This is a genomic window from Streptomyces sp. NBC_00344, assembly GCF_036088315.1.
GTDB lineage: Bacteria > Actinomycetota > Actinomycetes > Streptomycetales > Streptomycetaceae > Streptomyces.
The window spans coordinates 5041430-5058067 of sequence record NZ_CP107996.1 but is presented as its reverse complement, the minus strand read 5'-3'; the positions used below and the strand labels follow the sequence as shown (position 1 = coordinate 5058067).

Annotated in this window: 16 protein-coding genes; 9 read left to right on the top strand and 7 right to left on the bottom strand. The window is 70.1% G+C overall.

From position 1 onward, the window contains the following. Nucleotides 1-32 precede the first annotated feature (32 nt). Complete coding sequence (locus OHS16_RS22835) at nucleotides 33-1643, bottom strand: MFS transporter (protein ID WP_328539096.1); 1611 nt, start codon at nucleotides 1641-1643, stop codon at nucleotides 33-35. A gap of 174 nt (nucleotides 1644-1817) precedes the next feature. Here OHS16_RS22835 and panB point away from each other — a divergent pair, with 174 nt between their 5' ends. From panB to OHS16_RS22820, 3 genes are all read left to right on the top strand, one after another. Beyond that, entirely contained in the window at nucleotides 1818-2735 is a 918-nt protein-coding gene (panB, locus tag OHS16_RS22830) for a 3-methyl-2-oxobutanoate hydroxymethyltransferase (protein WP_328539095.1), read from the top strand. 126 nt (nucleotides 2736-2861) lie between these two features. Continuing rightward, the gene (locus OHS16_RS22825; protein ID WP_328540950.1) at nucleotides 2862-3917 is read left to right on the top strand and encodes an ATP-binding cassette domain-containing protein; all 1056 of its coding nucleotides are present in this window, start codon (nucleotides 2862-2864) and stop codon (nucleotides 3915-3917) included. Next, nucleotides 3914-4750: an ABC transporter permease gene (locus OHS16_RS22820; RefSeq protein WP_328539094.1), complete on the top strand. Its 837-nt coding sequence runs from the start codon at nucleotides 3914-3916 to the stop codon at nucleotides 4748-4750. Before OHS16_RS22825 ends, OHS16_RS22820 begins: the two co-directional genes overlap by 4 nt. A gap of 9 nt (nucleotides 4751-4759) precedes the next feature. Here OHS16_RS22820 and OHS16_RS22815 read toward each other — a convergent pair whose 3' ends face one another. Both OHS16_RS22815 and OHS16_RS22810 read right to left on the bottom strand, forming a co-directional pair. Continuing rightward, nucleotides 4760-8080: an AfsR/SARP family transcriptional regulator gene (locus OHS16_RS22815; protein WP_328539093.1), complete on the bottom strand. Its 3321-nt coding sequence runs from the start codon at nucleotides 8078-8080 to the stop codon at nucleotides 4760-4762. A 28-nt stretch (nucleotides 8081-8108) separates the two neighbouring features. Further along, nucleotides 8109-8498 (bottom strand): DUF6578 domain-containing protein, encoded by a 390-nt coding sequence (locus OHS16_RS22810; RefSeq protein ID WP_328539092.1) that lies wholly within the window; start codon nucleotides 8496-8498, stop codon nucleotides 8109-8111. Between the two features lie 106 nt (nucleotides 8499-8604). On the opposite strand from OHS16_RS22810, the gene OHS16_RS22805 reads away from it, so the two are divergent. After that, nucleotides 8605-9450: a site-2 protease family protein gene (locus OHS16_RS22805; RefSeq protein ID WP_328539091.1), complete on the top strand. Its 846-nt coding sequence runs from the start codon at nucleotides 8605-8607 to the stop codon at nucleotides 9448-9450. Between the two features lie 9 nt (nucleotides 9451-9459). Here the strand turns inward: OHS16_RS22805 and OHS16_RS22800 are convergent, their stop codons facing one another. After that, a complete protein-coding gene (locus OHS16_RS22800) occupies nucleotides 9460-9645 on the bottom strand; it encodes a hypothetical protein (protein WP_443042675.1) in 186 nt (61 codons plus the stop codon). 103 nt (nucleotides 9646-9748) lie between these two features. Continuing rightward, nucleotides 9749-10453 carry an NADPH-dependent F420 reductase gene (gene npdG, locus OHS16_RS22795; RefSeq protein WP_328539089.1) on the bottom strand — a complete coding sequence of 235 codons (705 nt, stop codon included), beginning with the start codon at nucleotides 10451-10453 and terminating at the stop codon, nucleotides 9749-9751. A 161-nt stretch (nucleotides 10454-10614) separates the two neighbouring features. On the opposite strand from npdG, the gene OHS16_RS22790 reads away from it, so the two are divergent. Both OHS16_RS22790 and OHS16_RS22785 read left to right on the top strand, forming a co-directional pair. Continuing rightward, complete coding sequence (locus tag OHS16_RS22790) at nucleotides 10615-11217, top strand: hypothetical protein (protein WP_328539088.1); 603 nt, start codon at nucleotides 10615-10617, stop codon at nucleotides 11215-11217. Nucleotides 11218-11260: 43 nt separating this feature from the next. Next, nucleotides 11261-12553 (top strand): MFS transporter, encoded by a 1293-nt coding sequence (locus OHS16_RS22785; protein ID WP_328539087.1) that lies wholly within the window; start codon nucleotides 11261-11263, stop codon nucleotides 12551-12553. Between the two features lie 94 nt (nucleotides 12554-12647). On the opposite strand, the gene OHS16_RS22780 is transcribed toward OHS16_RS22785, so the two are convergent. Then, on the bottom strand, nucleotides 12648-12869 hold the full coding sequence (locus OHS16_RS22780) for a hypothetical protein (protein WP_328539086.1): 222 nt from the start codon (nucleotides 12867-12869) through the stop codon (nucleotides 12648-12650). A gap of 32 nt (nucleotides 12870-12901) precedes the next feature. Here OHS16_RS22780 and map point away from each other — a divergent pair, with 32 nt between their 5' ends. Next, on the top strand, nucleotides 12902-13759 hold the full coding sequence (map, locus tag OHS16_RS22775) for a type I methionyl aminopeptidase (RefSeq protein ID WP_328539085.1): 858 nt from the start codon (nucleotides 12902-12904) through the stop codon (nucleotides 13757-13759). A gap of 113 nt (nucleotides 13760-13872) precedes the next feature. Next, nucleotides 13873-14520, top strand: coding sequence for a biliverdin-producing heme oxygenase (locus OHS16_RS22770; RefSeq protein ID WP_328539084.1), 648 nt, complete (start codon nucleotides 13873-13875; stop codon nucleotides 14518-14520). Between the two features lie 66 nt (nucleotides 14521-14586). On the opposite strand, the gene OHS16_RS22765 is transcribed toward OHS16_RS22770, so the two are convergent. Beyond that, entirely contained in the window at nucleotides 14587-15234 is a 648-nt protein-coding gene (locus OHS16_RS22765; RefSeq protein ID WP_328539083.1) for a PhzF family phenazine biosynthesis protein, read from the bottom strand. Nucleotides 15235-15486: 252 nt separating this feature from the next. Between OHS16_RS22765 and efeO the strand changes: the two genes are divergently transcribed. Further along, nucleotides 15487-16632, top strand: a complete 1146-nt coding sequence (gene efeO, locus OHS16_RS22760; RefSeq protein ID WP_328539082.1) for an iron uptake system protein EfeO — start codon at nucleotides 15487-15489, stop codon at nucleotides 16630-16632. The last annotated feature ends 6 nt before the right edge of the window (nucleotides 16633-16638 follow it).

The window sequence follows — 16638 nt, the reverse complement described above, 5'->3', positions numbered from 1 at the left end:
GCTGCGGCCCTTGCCGGTCGGTCCCTGCCCGATCAGTCCTCGCTGATTGTCGCCGAAGCGGATACAGCCTCGGTCGGCTCCGCACGGGTACGCGCGGCCTGCGGCCTGCCCGGCAGGAAGAGCACCACCACGACAGCGCCGAGCAGGGCAACGGCGGCCGACGCGGCGGCCGTCAGGTGCATGGCGTGCAGGAAGGCCGTGTCCGCCTGCCCCGCCAGCGCCCTGCCCGCCGGGCCGAGCTTCCCCGCGATGCCCAGGGTGGCCTCGATGGACTCCCCCGCCGCTTCGCGGGCACCGGGCGGCACCGCGCCGAGGTGACCCTCCATGCCGTTGCGGTAGGCGGCGGAGAGCACCGAACCGAGAACGGCCACTCCCAGCGCGCCGCCCACCTGCCGGAAGGTGTTGTTGATCGCCGAGCCGGAACCGGCCTTCTCCCGGGGCAGCGCCTGCATGATGGAGACCGTGACCGGAGGCATGATGTGCGCCATCCCGGCGCCCATCACGAAGAACACCACCTCCAGGATCCATACCGGGGTGTCGGCTCCGAAGAGGGCGAAGCAGCCGAGGCCCGCGGCCACCAGCACCATCCCGGCCGTGCAGACGGCCCGCGCTCCGAACCGCTCCACCACCAGCCTGGCCCGCGGCGAGAAGATCATCTGGGCCGCGGCGAGAGGCAGCAGCAGCAGACCCGACTGCAGTGCGGTGTATCCGCGGACACTCTGCATGTAGAAGGCGGAGAAGAAAGTGACGCCCATCAGCGCGAAGAAGACCAGCGCGATGGCCGCCACGGCCGCGGAGAACGCCGGGTTCTTGAAGTGGGTGACATCGATGGCCGGGTGATCGCTGCGCCTCTCGTACACCACGAACGTGATCAGTACGGCGATGCCGCCGAGCACCGTCAGCAGCACGGAGGGCGCGGTGAAGTCGGCAAGCTGGCCGCCGCGGATGATGCCGTACACCAGCAGCACCAGACCCACGACGGAGAGGCTCACACCCACCGGGTCGATGTGTCCGGGGTCTGGATCCCTGGAGTCGGGGACCAGGATCACCATCGCGATGAGTGCGACGATCACCACGGGGACGTTGACCAGGAAGACCGAGCCCCACCAGAAGTGCTCGAGCAGCAGTCCGCCGGTGATCGGGCCGATAGCGATGGCGAGGCCCACTCCCCCGGCCCAGATGCCGATGGCCTTGGGCTGCTCCTCGCGCTCGAAGACGTTCATCAGCACCGCGAGCGTGGCGGGCATCACGAATGCGCCGCCGAGGCCCATCAGGGCGCGGAAGGCGATGAGCTGCGCGGGCGAGGACGAGACGGCGGCGAGCACCGAGCCGACACCGAACACGGCGAGGCCGAACAGCAGGACCTTCTTGCGGCCGATGCGGTCGCCGAGAAGTCCTGCGGTGAACAGCAGCCCGGCGAATACCAGCGTGTAGGCGTTGATCGCCCATTCCAGCTGGCTCTGGGTGGCGCCCAGGCCCTCGGGCGCGGGGCTGGAGATCGTCTTGACCGCCACGTTCAGGATGGAGTTGTCGAGCACCACGATCAGCAGGCTCAGCATCAGAGCGCCGAGAATGGCCCAGCGGCGGCGATGCACGGTGTCTGATATGCGGGGCGCTGCGGGTGCCCCCGTCGGATTGGTCATGGCACCCAGCCTAGAGTAATTTCGATACGACACCGTCTCGTATCGAATAGATTTTACCCGGGAGTCTCCAGGACGTGACCGGCCCACTTCCGTGAAGCGGCTGTCCGGTGCCACCATGGAAGCGATCCGGGGACGCCGTCAGGGCGCCTCGAGATGACGAACAGGAGCGTTGCGATGTCGCACGCATTGAACCCCGAGGGCCCGTCCACTCCGGGATCCTCCCCCGCGGGCCCGGCCGGCCCTTCCGCGGCGAAGTCCGCTGACGGCAGCAAGGCGCTGTACGGCGGCAAGAGCGCCCGGCGCATCACCGTGCACGACATCGCGGGCGCCAAGGAGCGCGGTGAGAAGTGGCCCATGCTGACCGCGTACGACGCGATGACCGCATCCGTCTTCGACGAGGCCGGCATCCCGGTGATGCTGGTCGGCGACTCGATGGGCAACTGTCACCTGGGCTACGACACCACCGTCCCGGTCACCCTCGACGAGATGACCATGCTCTCGGCGGCCGTCGTACGCGGCACCTCACGTGCCCTGATCGTCGCCGACCTGCCCTTCGGCAGCTACCAGGAAGGTCCTGTCCAGGCGCTGCGCAGTGCGATGCGCCTGGTCAAGGACGCGGGTGTCGGCGCGGTGAAGCTGGAGGGCGGCGAGCGTTCGCACCAGCAGATCGATCTGCTGGTGCAGTCCGGCATCCCGGTCATGGGACACATCGGCCTGACCCCGCAGTCCGTGAACTCGATGGGTTACCGCGTCCAGGGCCGTGGCGAGGAAGCCGCGCAGCAGCTGCTGCGCGACGCGAAGTCGGTGCAGGACGCGGGCGCGTTCGCGGTGGTGCTGGAACTCGTACCAGCCGAGCTGGCCGCCGAGGTCACCCGCATCCTGCACATCCCGACGGTCGGTATCGGTGCCGGGCCCGAGTGCGATGCCCAGGTGCTCGTCTACACCGACATGGTCGGTCTCACCGGCGGCAAGGTGCCGCGCTTCACCAAGCAGTACGCGGACCTCCGCAGGACGCTCGGTGACGCGGCGAAGGAGTTCGCCGACGAGGTGGTCGGCGGGACGTTCCCCGCCGAAGCGCACACCTTCCACTGACCGGCCCGGTGACCGGAGCCACCGCGCCCCCCTGAACCACTGCCGCACGGACCGACAGCCCGCCGACATCCCCCATCGGCGGGCTGTCGGCATTCTGTCGGTGGCTTGTCAGTGCCGGCTGTTCTGATGGTCGGCATGACGCGATTCGACAAGAACCCAAGTGCCGGCGGACACGCCGTGGAAGTGCGGGGGCTGGTCAAGCACTACGGCGAGACCAAGGCTCTGGACGGCGTGGACCTCGATGTCCGCGAGGGCACCGTGCTCGGTGTGCTCGGCCCCAACGGCGCTGGCAAGACCACTCTCGTACGTGTGCTGTCCACCCTGCTCCAGCCCGACGCGGGTACGGCCGTGGTGGCCGGGTACAACGTACTGACCCAGCCCAGGCAGCTGCGCCGGGTCATCGGCCTCACCGGCCAGTACGCCTCGGTCGACGAGAAGCTCTCCGGCTGGGAGAACCTCTACATGATCGGCCGGCTGCTCGACCTGTCCCGCAAGGACGCCAGGCTCCGCTCGGACGAGCTCCTCGAACGGTTCTCGCTGACCGACGCGGCCAGGAAGCCGGCGATGAACTACTCCGGCGGTATGCGGCGCAGGCTCGACCTCGCCGCCTCCATGATCGGCAATCCGTCGGTGCTCTATCTGGACGAGCCGACGACCGGGCTCGACCCCCGTACCCGTAACGAGGTCTGGGACGAGGTGCAGCGGATGGTCGCGGAGGGGGCGACCGTGCTCATCACCACCCAGTACATGGAGGAGGCCGAGCAGCTCGCGGATGAGCTGACGGTCATCGACAAGGGCAAGGTCATCGCCAACGGCAAGGTGAACGAGCTCAAGGCGAAGGTCGGCGGGCGCACCCTGCAGATCCAGCCGAGCGACGCGTCCCAGCTGCCCGCGATGGCACGCGCCCTGAGCGAGGCCGGGCTCGACGGGGTGGCCGGATCGCAGGCCGTCCCCGACGAGGGTCTGCTCAACGTGCCGATCCTCAGCGACGAGCAACTGACCGCTGTGGTCGGCCTGCTGGCCGCGCGCGGCTTCGGTATCGCCTCCATCGGCACCCACCTGCCCAGTCTCGACGAGGTGTTCCTGGCGATCACCGGCCAGAAGCCGGTCGAGTCCCGGAGCGGGACGCAGAACGACACGCAGGACGAGACCAGCGACCGGAATCAGGAGGCCACGGTATGAGTACGGCAACGATCGAGAAGCCGGCGCCCGTCAGCACGGCGCAGCCCGCCTCCGAGGGCCGGATCGGCCTGCGGGCCAATCTGCGTCACATCGGGGCCCTGGCCCGCCGCAACGCCCTGCAGATCAAGCAGGACCCCGAGTCGATGTTCGACGTCCTGCTGATGCCGATCATCTTCACCCTGCTGTTCGTGTTCGTCTTCGGCGGTGCGATCGCGGGCAAGGGCAACCAGACGGAGTACGTCGACTACGTCGTGCCCGGCCTGATGGCGATGATGGGCATGAACATCGCCATGGGAGTCGGCACCGGAGTCAACGACGACTTCAAGAAGGGGGTGATGGACCGCTTCCGCAGTATGCCGATCGCCCGGTCCTCGGTCCTCATCGCGAAGATCGTGGTGGAGATCGGCCGGATGATCGTCGCCGTCACGATTCTGCTGACCATGGGCTTCATCCTGGGTCTGACCATCCACACCTCGGTGCTCTCGCTGTTCGCGGCCATCGGCCTCTCGCTGGTGTTCGGCGCCTCACTGATGTGGATCTTCATCCTGCTCGGACTGACCATGAAGACGGCGCAGGCCGTTCAGGGGGTCGCCATGCTGGTTCTGATGCCGCTGCAGTTCGGATCGTCGATCTTCGCACCGCCCAGCACGATGCCGGGCTGGCTGCAGTCCTTCACCGACTACAACCCGCTTTCCAACCTCGCGGACGCGGCACGCCACCTGATGAACGGCGGCCCGGTAGCCCACTCGGTGCTGATGACGCTCGGCTGGTCCGTGGCGATCACCGCGGTCACCGCTCCGCTGGCGATCCGCAAGTTCCGCAAGAAGACCTGACCGTCCCGCTCATCGATCGCGTCGCTCCACCAGGGCGGTGGCCTCCTCCACAGTGAGGCCGCCGCCCTCGGCGTATGCCGCGTCGAACGCCTCGTCGCCCAGCACGGCAACGGAGGTGGCACGCGCCTCGTCCCGGCATCTGCGCTCGATCGACGTCAGGTAGTGCCGGCCGGGCAGCGTCGCTTCGGCCACCGCGAGCAGCCGGGCCGCGTCGCGGGCCGCGCCGGTGTCACCCGGCCCTGCCAGTGCCCAGGCCATCACCATCAGATGAACGGCCTCCATATGCGGAGCGACCATCCGCGACAACGGGTCGCTGGTGTGCGCCAGCGCCTGCCGCGCCCTGCCGAATGCCTCGCCGTAGCGGGCTTCCTCGTTGTCCAGCCAGGCTGTCAGGCCCAGCACGAAGCCCTGGAACATCGCGAGCGGGCCGTTGTTGAACTTGTCCAGAAGCAGCTCGAGCTGGGTGCGTGCCTCCGCGGTCCGGCCGGTGCGGCCCAGCCACATCGCGAGATGCAGCCGGGCCACCGGCCAGCCCTCCTCGACCGGCTCGCTCTGCTCGGCCAGCATCGTGCGCAGGATCTCCTCGCCCTCCTCCCCGCGGCCGTTCTCCACCAGCACACCGGCGTACCTCGCACGCAGCACCATGACCTGTGCCTGCGCGCCGAGCTGCTCGGCGTGGCCGAAGGCGACGCGGTAGTCGTCGGCCGCCCCGGCCAGATCGCCCTGCCGTTCGCGTGCCTCGCCGCGCGCCGAGAGTGCCTCGGCCGCGCCCCAGGCGTCGCCGATGCGGGTGAAGATGTCCAGTGCCTCGTCGGCGTCCACGGCTGCGTCGCCCGCCCAGTCGACGCGGTTCGCCAGGACGTTGGCCCGCAGTTGCAGGGCGACGGCCAGCTCCCAGACGTAGCCGTAGTCCCGGCAGGCCTGCACCGTGGCGTCGAGCATGATCTTCAGCCGGCTCTCGTCGCCGGTGATCATCACGGCGAAGAACCACAGCGAGCCCGGCGTACGGCAGGTCTGGGGCAGCCCCGGACGGTAGACCGCGGCGATTCGGCGCAGCCGTTCCAGGGTCTCCGGCGAGGTCCAGTCGGTGTGGTCGAGGTCCGCGGACGCGAGCGCGATCAACCGGGCTCCGCGGCGGGCCTCTTCGAGCAGATCGGGCGCCATCGGGGGCGGCGCGTCGGTGCAGCGCTCGTACACCGGCGGCGCGGGCCGCACCGGCGGCTCGAACGGATCGGGGCCGAGCTCGCAGACCGCCGCGGCCCAGTGTCTGGAATCGCTGCGCAGGTCGCGCATCATCCAGAACCAGGAGAGCGCGTGGATCATGATCAGCACTTCCTGCTCGTCGCCGATGGCGACGGCATGGCGCAGGGCGGTGCGCAGGTTCTCGTACTCGCGCACCAGCCGGTCGATGGCGGCCCGCTGCCCGGGACCGCGCAGTTCGAGATCGGCCAACCTCACCAGCTCGCGGTAGTGCACCAGATGACGGCGCTCGGCCTCGGCGCGGTCGCCTGCCTCGTCGAGCCGTTCCCCGGCATACTCACCGACGGTCTCCAGAAGCCGGTAGCGCATCTCCCCCTCCTCCGAAGGGGCGGCCACCACCAGGGACTTGTCGACCAGCGAGCCCAGCAGATCAAGTGCCTCAGGTCCGCACACCGCCTCTGTCGCCGGGAGGTCGCAGCCGCCCGCGAAGACGGACAGCCTGCGCAGCACCGCACGTTCGCCCTCGTCCAGCAGGTCCCAGGACCAGTCGACGACCGCGCGGAGCGTCTGCTGGCGCGGCAAGGTGGTGCGGGCGCCACCGGTCAGCAGGCGGAACCGGTCGTCGAGCCGGTCGGCGATCTGCCGCGGCCCGAGCATCCGCAGCCGGGCGGCCGCGAGTTCGATGGCCAGCGGCAGCCCGTCGAGGCGCCGGCAGATCTCGGCAGCCGCCGCCGGGTCGTCCTCGACCCGGAAACCGGGCCTCGCAGCCGCCCCGCGTTCGGCGAACAGTTGCAGCGCGGACGGCTGGTTCAGCGGCTCCAGAGGCCGTACGAGTTCGCCGGGCACTCCCAGGGGTTCGCGGCTGGTCGCCAGGATGGTCAGTCCCGGACAGCGGGCGAGCAGTTCCGCTGCGAGGGTGGCAGCTGCCTCGATGAGATGCTCGCAGTTGTCGAGCAGCAGCAGCAGCCGGCGTCTGCCGCAGTGCTCGACCAGCCTGGCAAGGGGGTCGTCCGACTTCCGGTCGGCGGCCCGTATCTCCTCGGCGCCCGCGCCGCGCAGCACGGTGTGCCGCGCGCCCACCGCGGTCAGCACCGCTTCGGGCACGGTCGACGGGTCCTCGACCGGGGCGAGTTCGGCCAGCCACACCCCGTCCGGCCAGGAGGCTGCGGCCGCCTCCGCCGCCTCCTGCGACAGCCGGGTCTTACCGGCTCCGCCGGGTCCCAGCAGGGTGACGAGGCGGGCCCGCCCGAGATCGTCGCACAGCGCCCCGATATCGCGTTCGCGCCCCACGAAACTGGTGAGCCGGGCACGCAGGTTCCCCGGAGTGCGGCCGTCGTCGGCTGAGCGGTGGAGCGCCGGGCTGTGCGTCCCGGCGGCCGGCGCGACCGCGCTCCGCCACGTCCCGGCCAGCACCGGATCGAGCAACTCCGCATGCAGCGCCTGCAGTTCGGGGCCGGGATCGGCGCCGAGCAGTTCGACGAGGCGTCGCCGCACCTCTTCGTAGGCCGCCAGCGCCTGCGCCGTCCGCCCGGCGTCACGCAGTGCCCGGATCCGCAGGGCCTGCAACGGCTCGTCGATGGGATGGTCGCCGCAGAGGGCGGCGAGCTCCGGCAGTGCCTCATCGGCCCGTCCCAGGGCGAGCGCCGCGGCCAGCGCGCTCCTGCGTGCGTCCAGCCGCCGGGCCTCCCAGCGGGCCGCTTCCGCGGTGCGGCTGGGCAGGTCGGCGAGCACCGGTCCCCGCCAGAGGGCCAGCGCGTCGTCGAGCAGGGCCGCTGCCTTCGCCGGATCGCCCTCGTCCAGCGCCCTGGCCCCCTCCCCCGCCAGCCGCTCGAAGCGGTACAGATCGATGTCGTCGGACTCCGCGCTGAGCCGGTAGCCGCCGTCCACCGAGGCGATCGCGCCGTGGCCCAGGGCCCGCCGCAGCCGGGCGACCAGCGCCTGTAGCGCGCCGGTGGCGTCGGCGGGCGGCTCCCCGTCCCACACCTCGTCGACCATGACGCCGGTCTGGACCGTCCGGCCGGCCCGCAGCGCCAGTACGGTCAGCAGCGCGCGGAGCCGCGCTCCGCCGAGGGCGACAGCGGTGCCGTCGTCACGGAGGGCCTGGGTGGTGGAGAGGATCCGGTAGCGCACCGGCCCATTGTCCGTTACGGCGAACACCTCAGCCGCCCGACGTGTCCAGCTCGACGAGAACGCCGGTCTCCTCACTGCGCCGGCCGCCTTCGGCCGGCCCCCGGGCAAACCGCTTGGGGCAGGTCGTCACCTGCCGCAGCGACCTCTCACCCGGCACCCGCCGGTATCCCCCGTCCTCCGGCGAGACGGCGAAGCCCTCGGTCACCACCTGGATGGACCGCACCCGCCCGGCGAGCCGGTCGACCACGGGAGCACCGGTGCCGTGGGTCGCGACGCGCAGCACTCCTGTCCCGTCATCACCACCCGGGCACCCTCCGGTGTCCCGAGCCACGTCCCACACCACTTCGTCCCCTACCGAGAACGGTGTGCCGCAGCACTCCATCGCCCAGTCGTCGTACATCACCCGCCATACGGTCATGCCCCCCACCTTCCCCGGAACTCCCGTCCGGGCGCGAGACGTTTAGCGCGTGTCACCTGTACGGTCGGCTCTCCGGGACCGGCCCCCATGACCAGGAGCACCACCCATGACCACCGCCACCACCCGCAACAGCGACCGGCGGATCAGCCCGGTCTTCCTCGGGATCGTCGCCGTGATGGCGGTCACCGGCTGGGCGGTGTGGGCCGGTTTCACACCGTTTCCCGAGTTCACACTCCGGGCGAGGCAGTACGCGCTGTCCCCGGGGCTCGCGGTGTTTCTCTTCGTGACATCGGCGTGGGTGGTCTCGCTCTGTCTGCACGAGTACGCACACGCCCGCAGCGCCCTGCACAGCGGCGACATCTCGATCGGGGCGAAGGGCTATCTGACCCTCAACCCGCTCAAGTACACGCATGCCCTGCTGTCCATCGTGCTGCCGGTCATCTTCGTGATCCTCGGCGGCATCGGCCTGCCCGGCGGTGCGGTCTTCATCGAGCGGAGCCGGATCCGGGGCCGTTGGCGGCACAGTCTGATCTCCGCCGCGGGTCCGCTGACCAACGTGCTGTTCGCGGTCGTCTGCACGGCACCGTTCTGGCTGCACGCACTGGACGGGGTGCCGCCGGCATTCCGATCCGCGCTCGGTTTTCTGGCACTGCTCCAGCTGACGGCGGCGATCCTGAACTTCCTGCCGGTTCCCGGTCTGGACGGGTACGGCGTGATCGAGCCGTGGCTCTCGCACGAGATCCGCCGCCAGGTGGAGCCCTTCGCCCAGATCGGGCTGCTGGTCGTCTTCGGGCTGCTGTGGATCCCCGCGGTGAACCATGTCTTCTTCGACGTGGTCGACGCGATTCTGCGCGCCCTGGGGGTCAGCGATCTGGACACCTACTGCGGTCAGGCGTTCTACCGCTTCTGGCAGGGCAAGCCGGACGGTCTGTTCTGCCCGTCCGGCGGCTGACGCCGGTGGCTACTCCGCGACGGGAGCCCTGTCCGCGGTCCTGGCCCTGCGCAGGTAGTACCAGGCCATGTTCGACGAGAGTCCGGCCAGCAGGATCCAGACGATCCCGATCAGACTGCCCTGGACGAAGGACACCACGGCCGCGACCACGGCAAGGGCACAGACGGCGAGGGCGTACACAGCAAGGCGGGGCATGGGGGTCGGCTCCTGTCCGGAAGGGCGGTACTGCTCCCGCCCAGTGTCCCCCATGCCCCATTCGCACACGCACGTCGGTGGTGGGCCGGGCAGGTGCCGCCGGTCACACGTCGGTGACGCGCAGCCCCGCATGTGCCTTGTAGCGGCGGTTCACGGAGATCAGGTTGGCCACCAGCGACTCGACCTGGTGGGCGTTGCGCAGCCGTCCGGCGAAGACCCCGCGCATTCCTGGGATCCGCCCGGCCAGCGCCTGCACGATCTCGACGTCGGCACGTTCCTCGCCGAGCACCATCACGTCGGTGTCGATCTGCTCGATCTCCGGGTTCTGGAGCAGCACGGCCGACAGATGGTGGAACGCGGCGGCGACCCGCGCCTGCGGGAGCAGGGCGGCGGCCTGTTCGGCGGCGCTGCCCTCCTCGGGCTTCAGTGCGTAGGCGCCCTTCTTGTCGAAGCCCAGCGGATTGACGCAGTCCACGACGAGCTTGCCGCTCAGCTCCTCCCGCAGCGACTCGAGCGTCTTGGCGTGCCCGTCCCACGGCACCGCCACGATGACGACATCACTGCGGCGCGCGCACTCGGCGTTTTCGGCGCCCTCGACGCCGTGCCCCAGCTCGTCGGCTGCGGTGCGCGCCCGCTCGGCCGCCCGCGACCCGATGATCACCTTCTGGCCGGCCCTGGCCAGCCGGTAGGCGAGCCCACGCCCCTGGTCCCCGGTCCCGCCGAGGACGCCGACGACCAGGCCGGACACATCGGGCAGGTCCCAGGGGTCCTTGGGCGCGGGCTTCTGTGCACTGTCGGTGGAAGTCATGGTGTGACCCTAGTGCCGTCGCGGGCAGCATCCGCCCAGCGCTTCCCTGTGCCGAGCCACGTCGGCCGCACCGAGTCGTCCCGGTCGCAGTCTTGACACGTACAGGTGATTCCTCGCCGATACGCTCCCCCGACGGGCCGGCTGAGGCAGGATGCCCGGCCATGGACGCCGTACGTGTGGCCCTGCTGAGGGAAGTACTCGCCGGAACCGAATGGCCGCGCACCACCCGGAGGTTCGCCGGAGCACTGCGCTCGTCCGTGGTGCCGCACGGCGGGGGGCTGCTGCTGGTGGGCACCGAGCAGTACGAGCCGTGGCATCTGGCAGCACACCTGGTCGACGAGGCCGCATGGTCGGGGTTGCCCGAGCTCGCTCCCACACTGGTGCGCCACCGGGTGGAGGCTGGGCAGCCCGCGCATCTCTCCGTGGGGCTCGGGCGCCTCGAGGCGGCAGGACGGGGCCAGACGCTGCTGATGGTGGCGCCGCAGCGGCCCGGTGGCGGGCTGCTGGAGCGGGTGCACGGGGCCCGGCGGGCCGGTGCGACCGTACTGTCACTGGACAGCGGGGACACCGAGGTGCGGGGGCTCGCGCACGAGACGCTGACGGTGGCGGCCGAGGACGACGTGGACTTCGACACCGTGCAGCACCTGGTCAGCGCGGCCGCGGGGGAGAACAGCCTGCCGGCGCAGCGCGGCGGATGGCGTTTCCGGGACCGGCTGTCGCGGCTGGCCGATCAGTTGACCGCTCCACCGCCGGACCGCTGGTAAACCGGTTGCGGACCGGGACGCCGCGCGCCGAACATGACCTCTCGTGGCTTCACGCATACGGCTCGGCGCGATACTTCCCGACCTCACCCCCTGGCGGTCCTCGCCCGACTTCCGGCTGCTCTGGGTCCAGGGGCTGATCGCCTTCTTCGGCAGCTCCATGGCACTGATCGCGCTGCCCCTGCAGATCAAGGACCTCACCGGTTCACCGGCCGCGGTCGGTGCGATGGGCGCGGTCGAGCTGGTGCCGCTGGTGGTCTTCGGGCTGTACGGCGGCGCACTCGCCGACGCGGCCGACCGCCGCAAGGTCATTCTGGGCACCGAGGCGGGGCTCGGGCTGCTGGCGGTGCTGCTGCTGGTCAATTCGCTGCTGGGCCGGCCGCTGCTGTGGCCGTTGTACGTCGTCGCCGCCGGTGTATCGGCCCTTGCCGGACTGCAGCGCCCCGCCCTGGACTCGCTGCTCGCACGGATCGTCCCGCACGACCAGCTGACCGCTGCCGCCGCGCTCAACGCCCTGCGCTGGCAGACGGGGGCGATCGCGGGTCCCGCGCTGGCGGGCCTGGTCGTCGCCTACGCCGGTTACCCCACCGCGTACACCGTCACCGTGCTCGGCTTCGCCGTGTCGGTCGCGATGTGCACCCGGCTCTCCCCCGCACCGCCGGCGCACGAGGCCGACAAGCCGTCGCTGCGCGGGGTCGCCGAGGGCGCTCGCTATGCGTGGAGCAGACCTGTGCTGCTCGGGACGTACGCCATCGATCTGGCCGCGATGTTCTTCGCCTACCCGAACTCGGTCTTCCCGTTCCTCGCGGACGATCTGGACGCCCCGTGGTCGCTGGGACTGATGTACGCCGCCGGGTCGGTGGGGTCCGTACTGCTCAGCCTGACCAGCGGCTGGACCTCGAAGGTGCGGCGGCACGGACTCCTCGTCGTGTGCGGGGCGGCCGGCTGGGGTCTGGCGATCACCGCGGCGGGCCGGTTCTCGAACATCTGGCTTGTACTGCTCTGTCTGGCCTTCGCGGGCGCCGGCGACATGCTCAGCGGACTGGGACGCTCCACCATCTGGAACCAGACCATCCCGGAGGAGCTGCGAGGGCGGCTTGCGGGCATTGAGGTGCTCTCGTACAGCGTCGGCCCCCAGCTCGGCCAGGTCAGGGCGGGCACGCTGGCGGGCTGGACAGGGGCCAGGACCGCCATCTGGAGCGGCGGGCTCGCCTGTGTCGCCTCGGTCGGGCTGCTCGCGGCCGTGCTGCCGAAGCTGATGACCTACGACGCCGCCACCGACGCGGACGCGCAGCTGCGCCGCGCCCAGAAGGAGGGGGCGGCGGCTGCTGCGCTCTGACCGGTGCGCTCCGGGCCGGTGCGCTCGGAGCCCGGGGCCGGTCACCCCGCTCGGTAACTCCTCGGAGGCTCCGGCAGCGACTCAGGTCGGTCCGTCAGCCGGCCTCACCGCTTCTGTCGTTCCATTTGGGGTCGTTGTCCCAGTCCTCGTTGCGTTCGGCCGCCTTCTCCATCGCATGGGTCGCCTCCTCACGGGTGGAGTACGGGCCGAAGCGGTTCTTGGACGGACATTCCGGCCCCTCCTCGGCCTTCTTGTGCTGCAGGCAGTAGTACCATTCGCCCGGTTTTGCGGCCGCACGCTTCTTGAACAGAGCCATGGGTCCCGTCCCTCTCTCTTACACTCGCTGACATGTCTGGCCAGTCACTGCTTGTACCAGGGGAGCTCTCTCCCACCCGTTCCGTACCCGGAAACATCCGGCGCCCCGAGTACGTGGGCAAGCCCGCGCCGACGCCGTACACCGGGCCGGAAGTCCAGAACGCCGACACCGTCGAACGGATGCGTGTCGCGGGCCGTATCGCCGCGCAGGCGATGGGCGAGGCCGCCAAGTACATCGTGCCCGGTGTGACGACGGACGAACTCGACCGGGTCGCCCATGAGTTCATGTGCGACCACGGGGCTTATCCGTCGACGCTCGGTTACCGCGGGTTCAAGAAGTCACTGTGCACCTCGGTCAACGAGGTGATCTGTCACGGAATTCCGGACTCCACGGTGCTGCAGGACGGCGACATCGTGAATCTGGACGTCACCGCGTACCTCAACGGCGTGCACGGCGACAACAACGCCACCTACCTCTGCGGCGACGTCGACGAGGAGTCGACGCTGCTGGTCGAGCGGACCAGGGAGGCACTGAACCGGGCCATCAAGGCGGTCAGGCCTGGCCGTCAGATCAACATCATCGGCCGGGTCATCGAGTCGTACGCGAAGCGATTCGGCTACGGGGTCGTCCGTGACTTCACCGGTCACGGCATCAGCACCTCGTTCCACTCCGGTCTGATCGTTCCGCACTACGACAGCCCGTATGCGACCGAGGTGATCAAAACCGGGATGACCTTCACGATCGAGCCGATGCTGACCCTCGGGACGCATGAGTACGACATGTGGGAGGACGGCTGGACCGTGGTGACCAAGGACCGGAAGCGGACGGCGCAGTTCGAGCACACGCTGGTGGTGACGGAGACCGGGGCGGACGTTCTGACGCTGCCCTGACCCCGCGCTCCCCCGATCGGCGGGTTGGCCGGGGGCTCCCGCGGGGTAGGCCGTTTACCGACGGAATGTCGGGAACGGGACACCCCTGTTCCCCCGGCCCCCGGAGGCCCGCCATGGACGACTTCTCCACGCTCATCCGCACCGCGTCACATCAGCAGCACACCGAGGCCGAGTCCACGACGTTCATGGGCGATCTGCTGGGCGGCCGGCTTGGCGTGGAAGCGTACGCCCGCTACACCGAACAGCTGTGGTTCGTGTACCGGGCACTGGAGGAGGGCGCCGGCCCGCTGGCCGATGATCCCCTCGCCGGCCCGTTCATCCGGCCCGAACTGATGCGTACGGCCGAGCTGGAGCGGGATCTGGCGCATCTGCGGGGCGCGGGCTGGCGCGAGGGCCTGACGGCGCTCCCCGCGACAGCGGCGTACGCCCGGCGGGTGGTGGAGTGCGCCAACAGCTGGCCGGCCGGATACGTCGCCCATCACTACACCCGCTATCTCGGGGATCTCTCCGGCGGGCAGATCATCCGGGACAGGGCGGAGCGGGCGTGGGGCTTCGCACGCAAGGGCGACGGCGTCCGGTTCTACGTCTTCGAGAAGATCGCCAATCCGGCCGCGTTCAAGCGCGGATACCGGGACATACTGAACGCGGTGGACGCGGACGATCTGGAGAAGCAGCGGATCGTGGACGAGTGCAGACGGGCGTTCGCCCTGAACACGGCCGTGTTCAGGGAACTGGGTGAGGAGTTCCCGCTCAGCGCGTAGGCCGCGCCCGGGACACAGCCCGCCCGCACGGAGGGCGGGGTCCGCGGCCCGCTGACGGACGCCGGTTCAGCCGGCGAAACGCACCCGGCCGCCCAGTTCGACGGTGCCGTCCGGGGCGGGCGCGGTCAGCAGCTGGGATCCCCGGCCCTGGCTGATGTTGAGGGCGCGGCCCAGCTCGGCGGTGAGCAGCATGGCCGCGGCTCCGGTGGCCTCGTCCTCCACGATGTTGTCGTCGCGCCGCGGGAAGGCCCGGGCCCGCACCCGCCCCGCGGCCTCGTCCTCCCAGGCCCAGGCGTACAGCCAGCCGTCGCCCGGCGGAGGGCTCGGCAGTGCGTCGACGTCCGCCGCCGACGGGTACCGCCGGATCTCCCGCGGGGGCGCCCACTCCGGGCGGGCGGCGATCCAGGTGAACTCGCCGTCCTGCCGAGCGAAGATCTCGCCCACCGCGAGTTCCAGTACGTCGATGTCCAGCAGCCACGCGGCGCCGACCAGCGGGTGTCCGGCGAACGGGAGGCGCAGACCCGGGGTGTGGATGTCGACCCGGCCGCGCTCGGGGTCGTCCACGAACACCGTCTCACTGAAGCCGAGTTCAGCCGCCAGGGCCTGCCGGGACGCCGTATCGGGATAGTCGCCCCCCTCCCGTACGACGCCCAGTTTGTTGCCGTGCCGGCCGTCCGGCCCGCAGAAGACACTGAGTACGTCGATCTCGTTCATCCGGATATTCAAACACCGCAGGCGCGGCGGCCGGGCTCCCTTCGGCGGGCCACGCCCGGCGGGACACCGGGCCGTCCCGGGGCGCCGGAGACCTTGACCGGTGCTTGACCCTGACATGGGTCAGGTGTGATGCGGCTGTGATGCGCGGCCCGGAGTGAGACCTGAATCACGGCACGGGTGGGTATCAGCCAGGTAAGCCTCGGTTAAGTTAGGTCTGCCTCACTCGCCCTTTCACCCCAGCGTGGAGCCCGTATGCGACCCGTCCGCCTCTCCGTCGTCACCGCTGCCACAGCCGTAGCAGCTCTGACCGCTGTAACGGGCTGTGCCGAAAAGAGCGACGCCAAGGCCGGTGGCAGCGATGCCATTCAGGTCACCGCCTCCGACTCGTCCTGCAAGGTGTCCAAGACCGAGTTCCCCGCCGGGCACGTGCAGCTCGCCCTGGAGAACAAGGGCTCCAAGGTCACCGAGGTCTATCTGCTCTTCCCGGACGACCGCATCGTCGCCGAGCGCGAGAACATCGGCCCCGGCCTGAAGCAGACCCTGACGGCCGAGGTGAAGGCCGGTTCCTACGAAATCGCCTGCAAGCCCGGCATGAAGGGCAACGGTATCCGCCAGAAGGTCACCGTCACCGGCGGCAAGGCCGTCAAGCGCGACCCGAAGCTGGATGCCGCGGTCGCCGACTACCGCACCTACGCGCAGGACCAGGCCGACGCGACGCTGCCCAAGGTGAAGGTCTTCACCGACGCCATCCGCAAGGGCGACCTCGATGCGGCCAGGAAGGCGTACGCCCCTTCGCGCATCGGCTGGGAGCGCACCGAGCCGGTCGCGGAGTCCTTCGGTGACATCGACCCGAAGACCGACACCCGCGCCGACGGCCTGGAGAAGGGCCAGAAGTGGACCGGCTGGCACCGGCTGGAGAAGTCCCTCTGGCAGGACAAGAAGATCGGCGCCACCGAGAAGTCGCTCGCCACCCAGCTGGACAAGGACCTCGCGGACTGGCAGAAGCGCGTCGGCAAGGCCGCGATCACCCCGACCTCCATGGCCAACGGCGCCAAGGAGCTCCTCGACGAGGTCGCCACCGGGAAGATCACCGGTGAGGAGGACCGCTACAGCCACACCGACCTGGTCGACTTCAAGGCGAACGTCGAGGGCGCACAGCAGGCGTACGAGCTGCTGAAGCCGATCGCGTCCAGGAACGACCCGGCGCTGGCCAAGGAGCTCGACAAGCAGTTCGCCGCGCTCAACAAGCTGCTCGACAACTACCGCAAGGACAAGACCTCGTACGACTTCACCTCGTACGACAAGGTCCCGGAGAAGGACCGCAAGGGTCTCTCGGACGCGGTCAACGCGCTCGCCGAGCCCTTGTCGAAGCTCGCCGCCGCCGTCGTATCGAAGTAGGGCCGC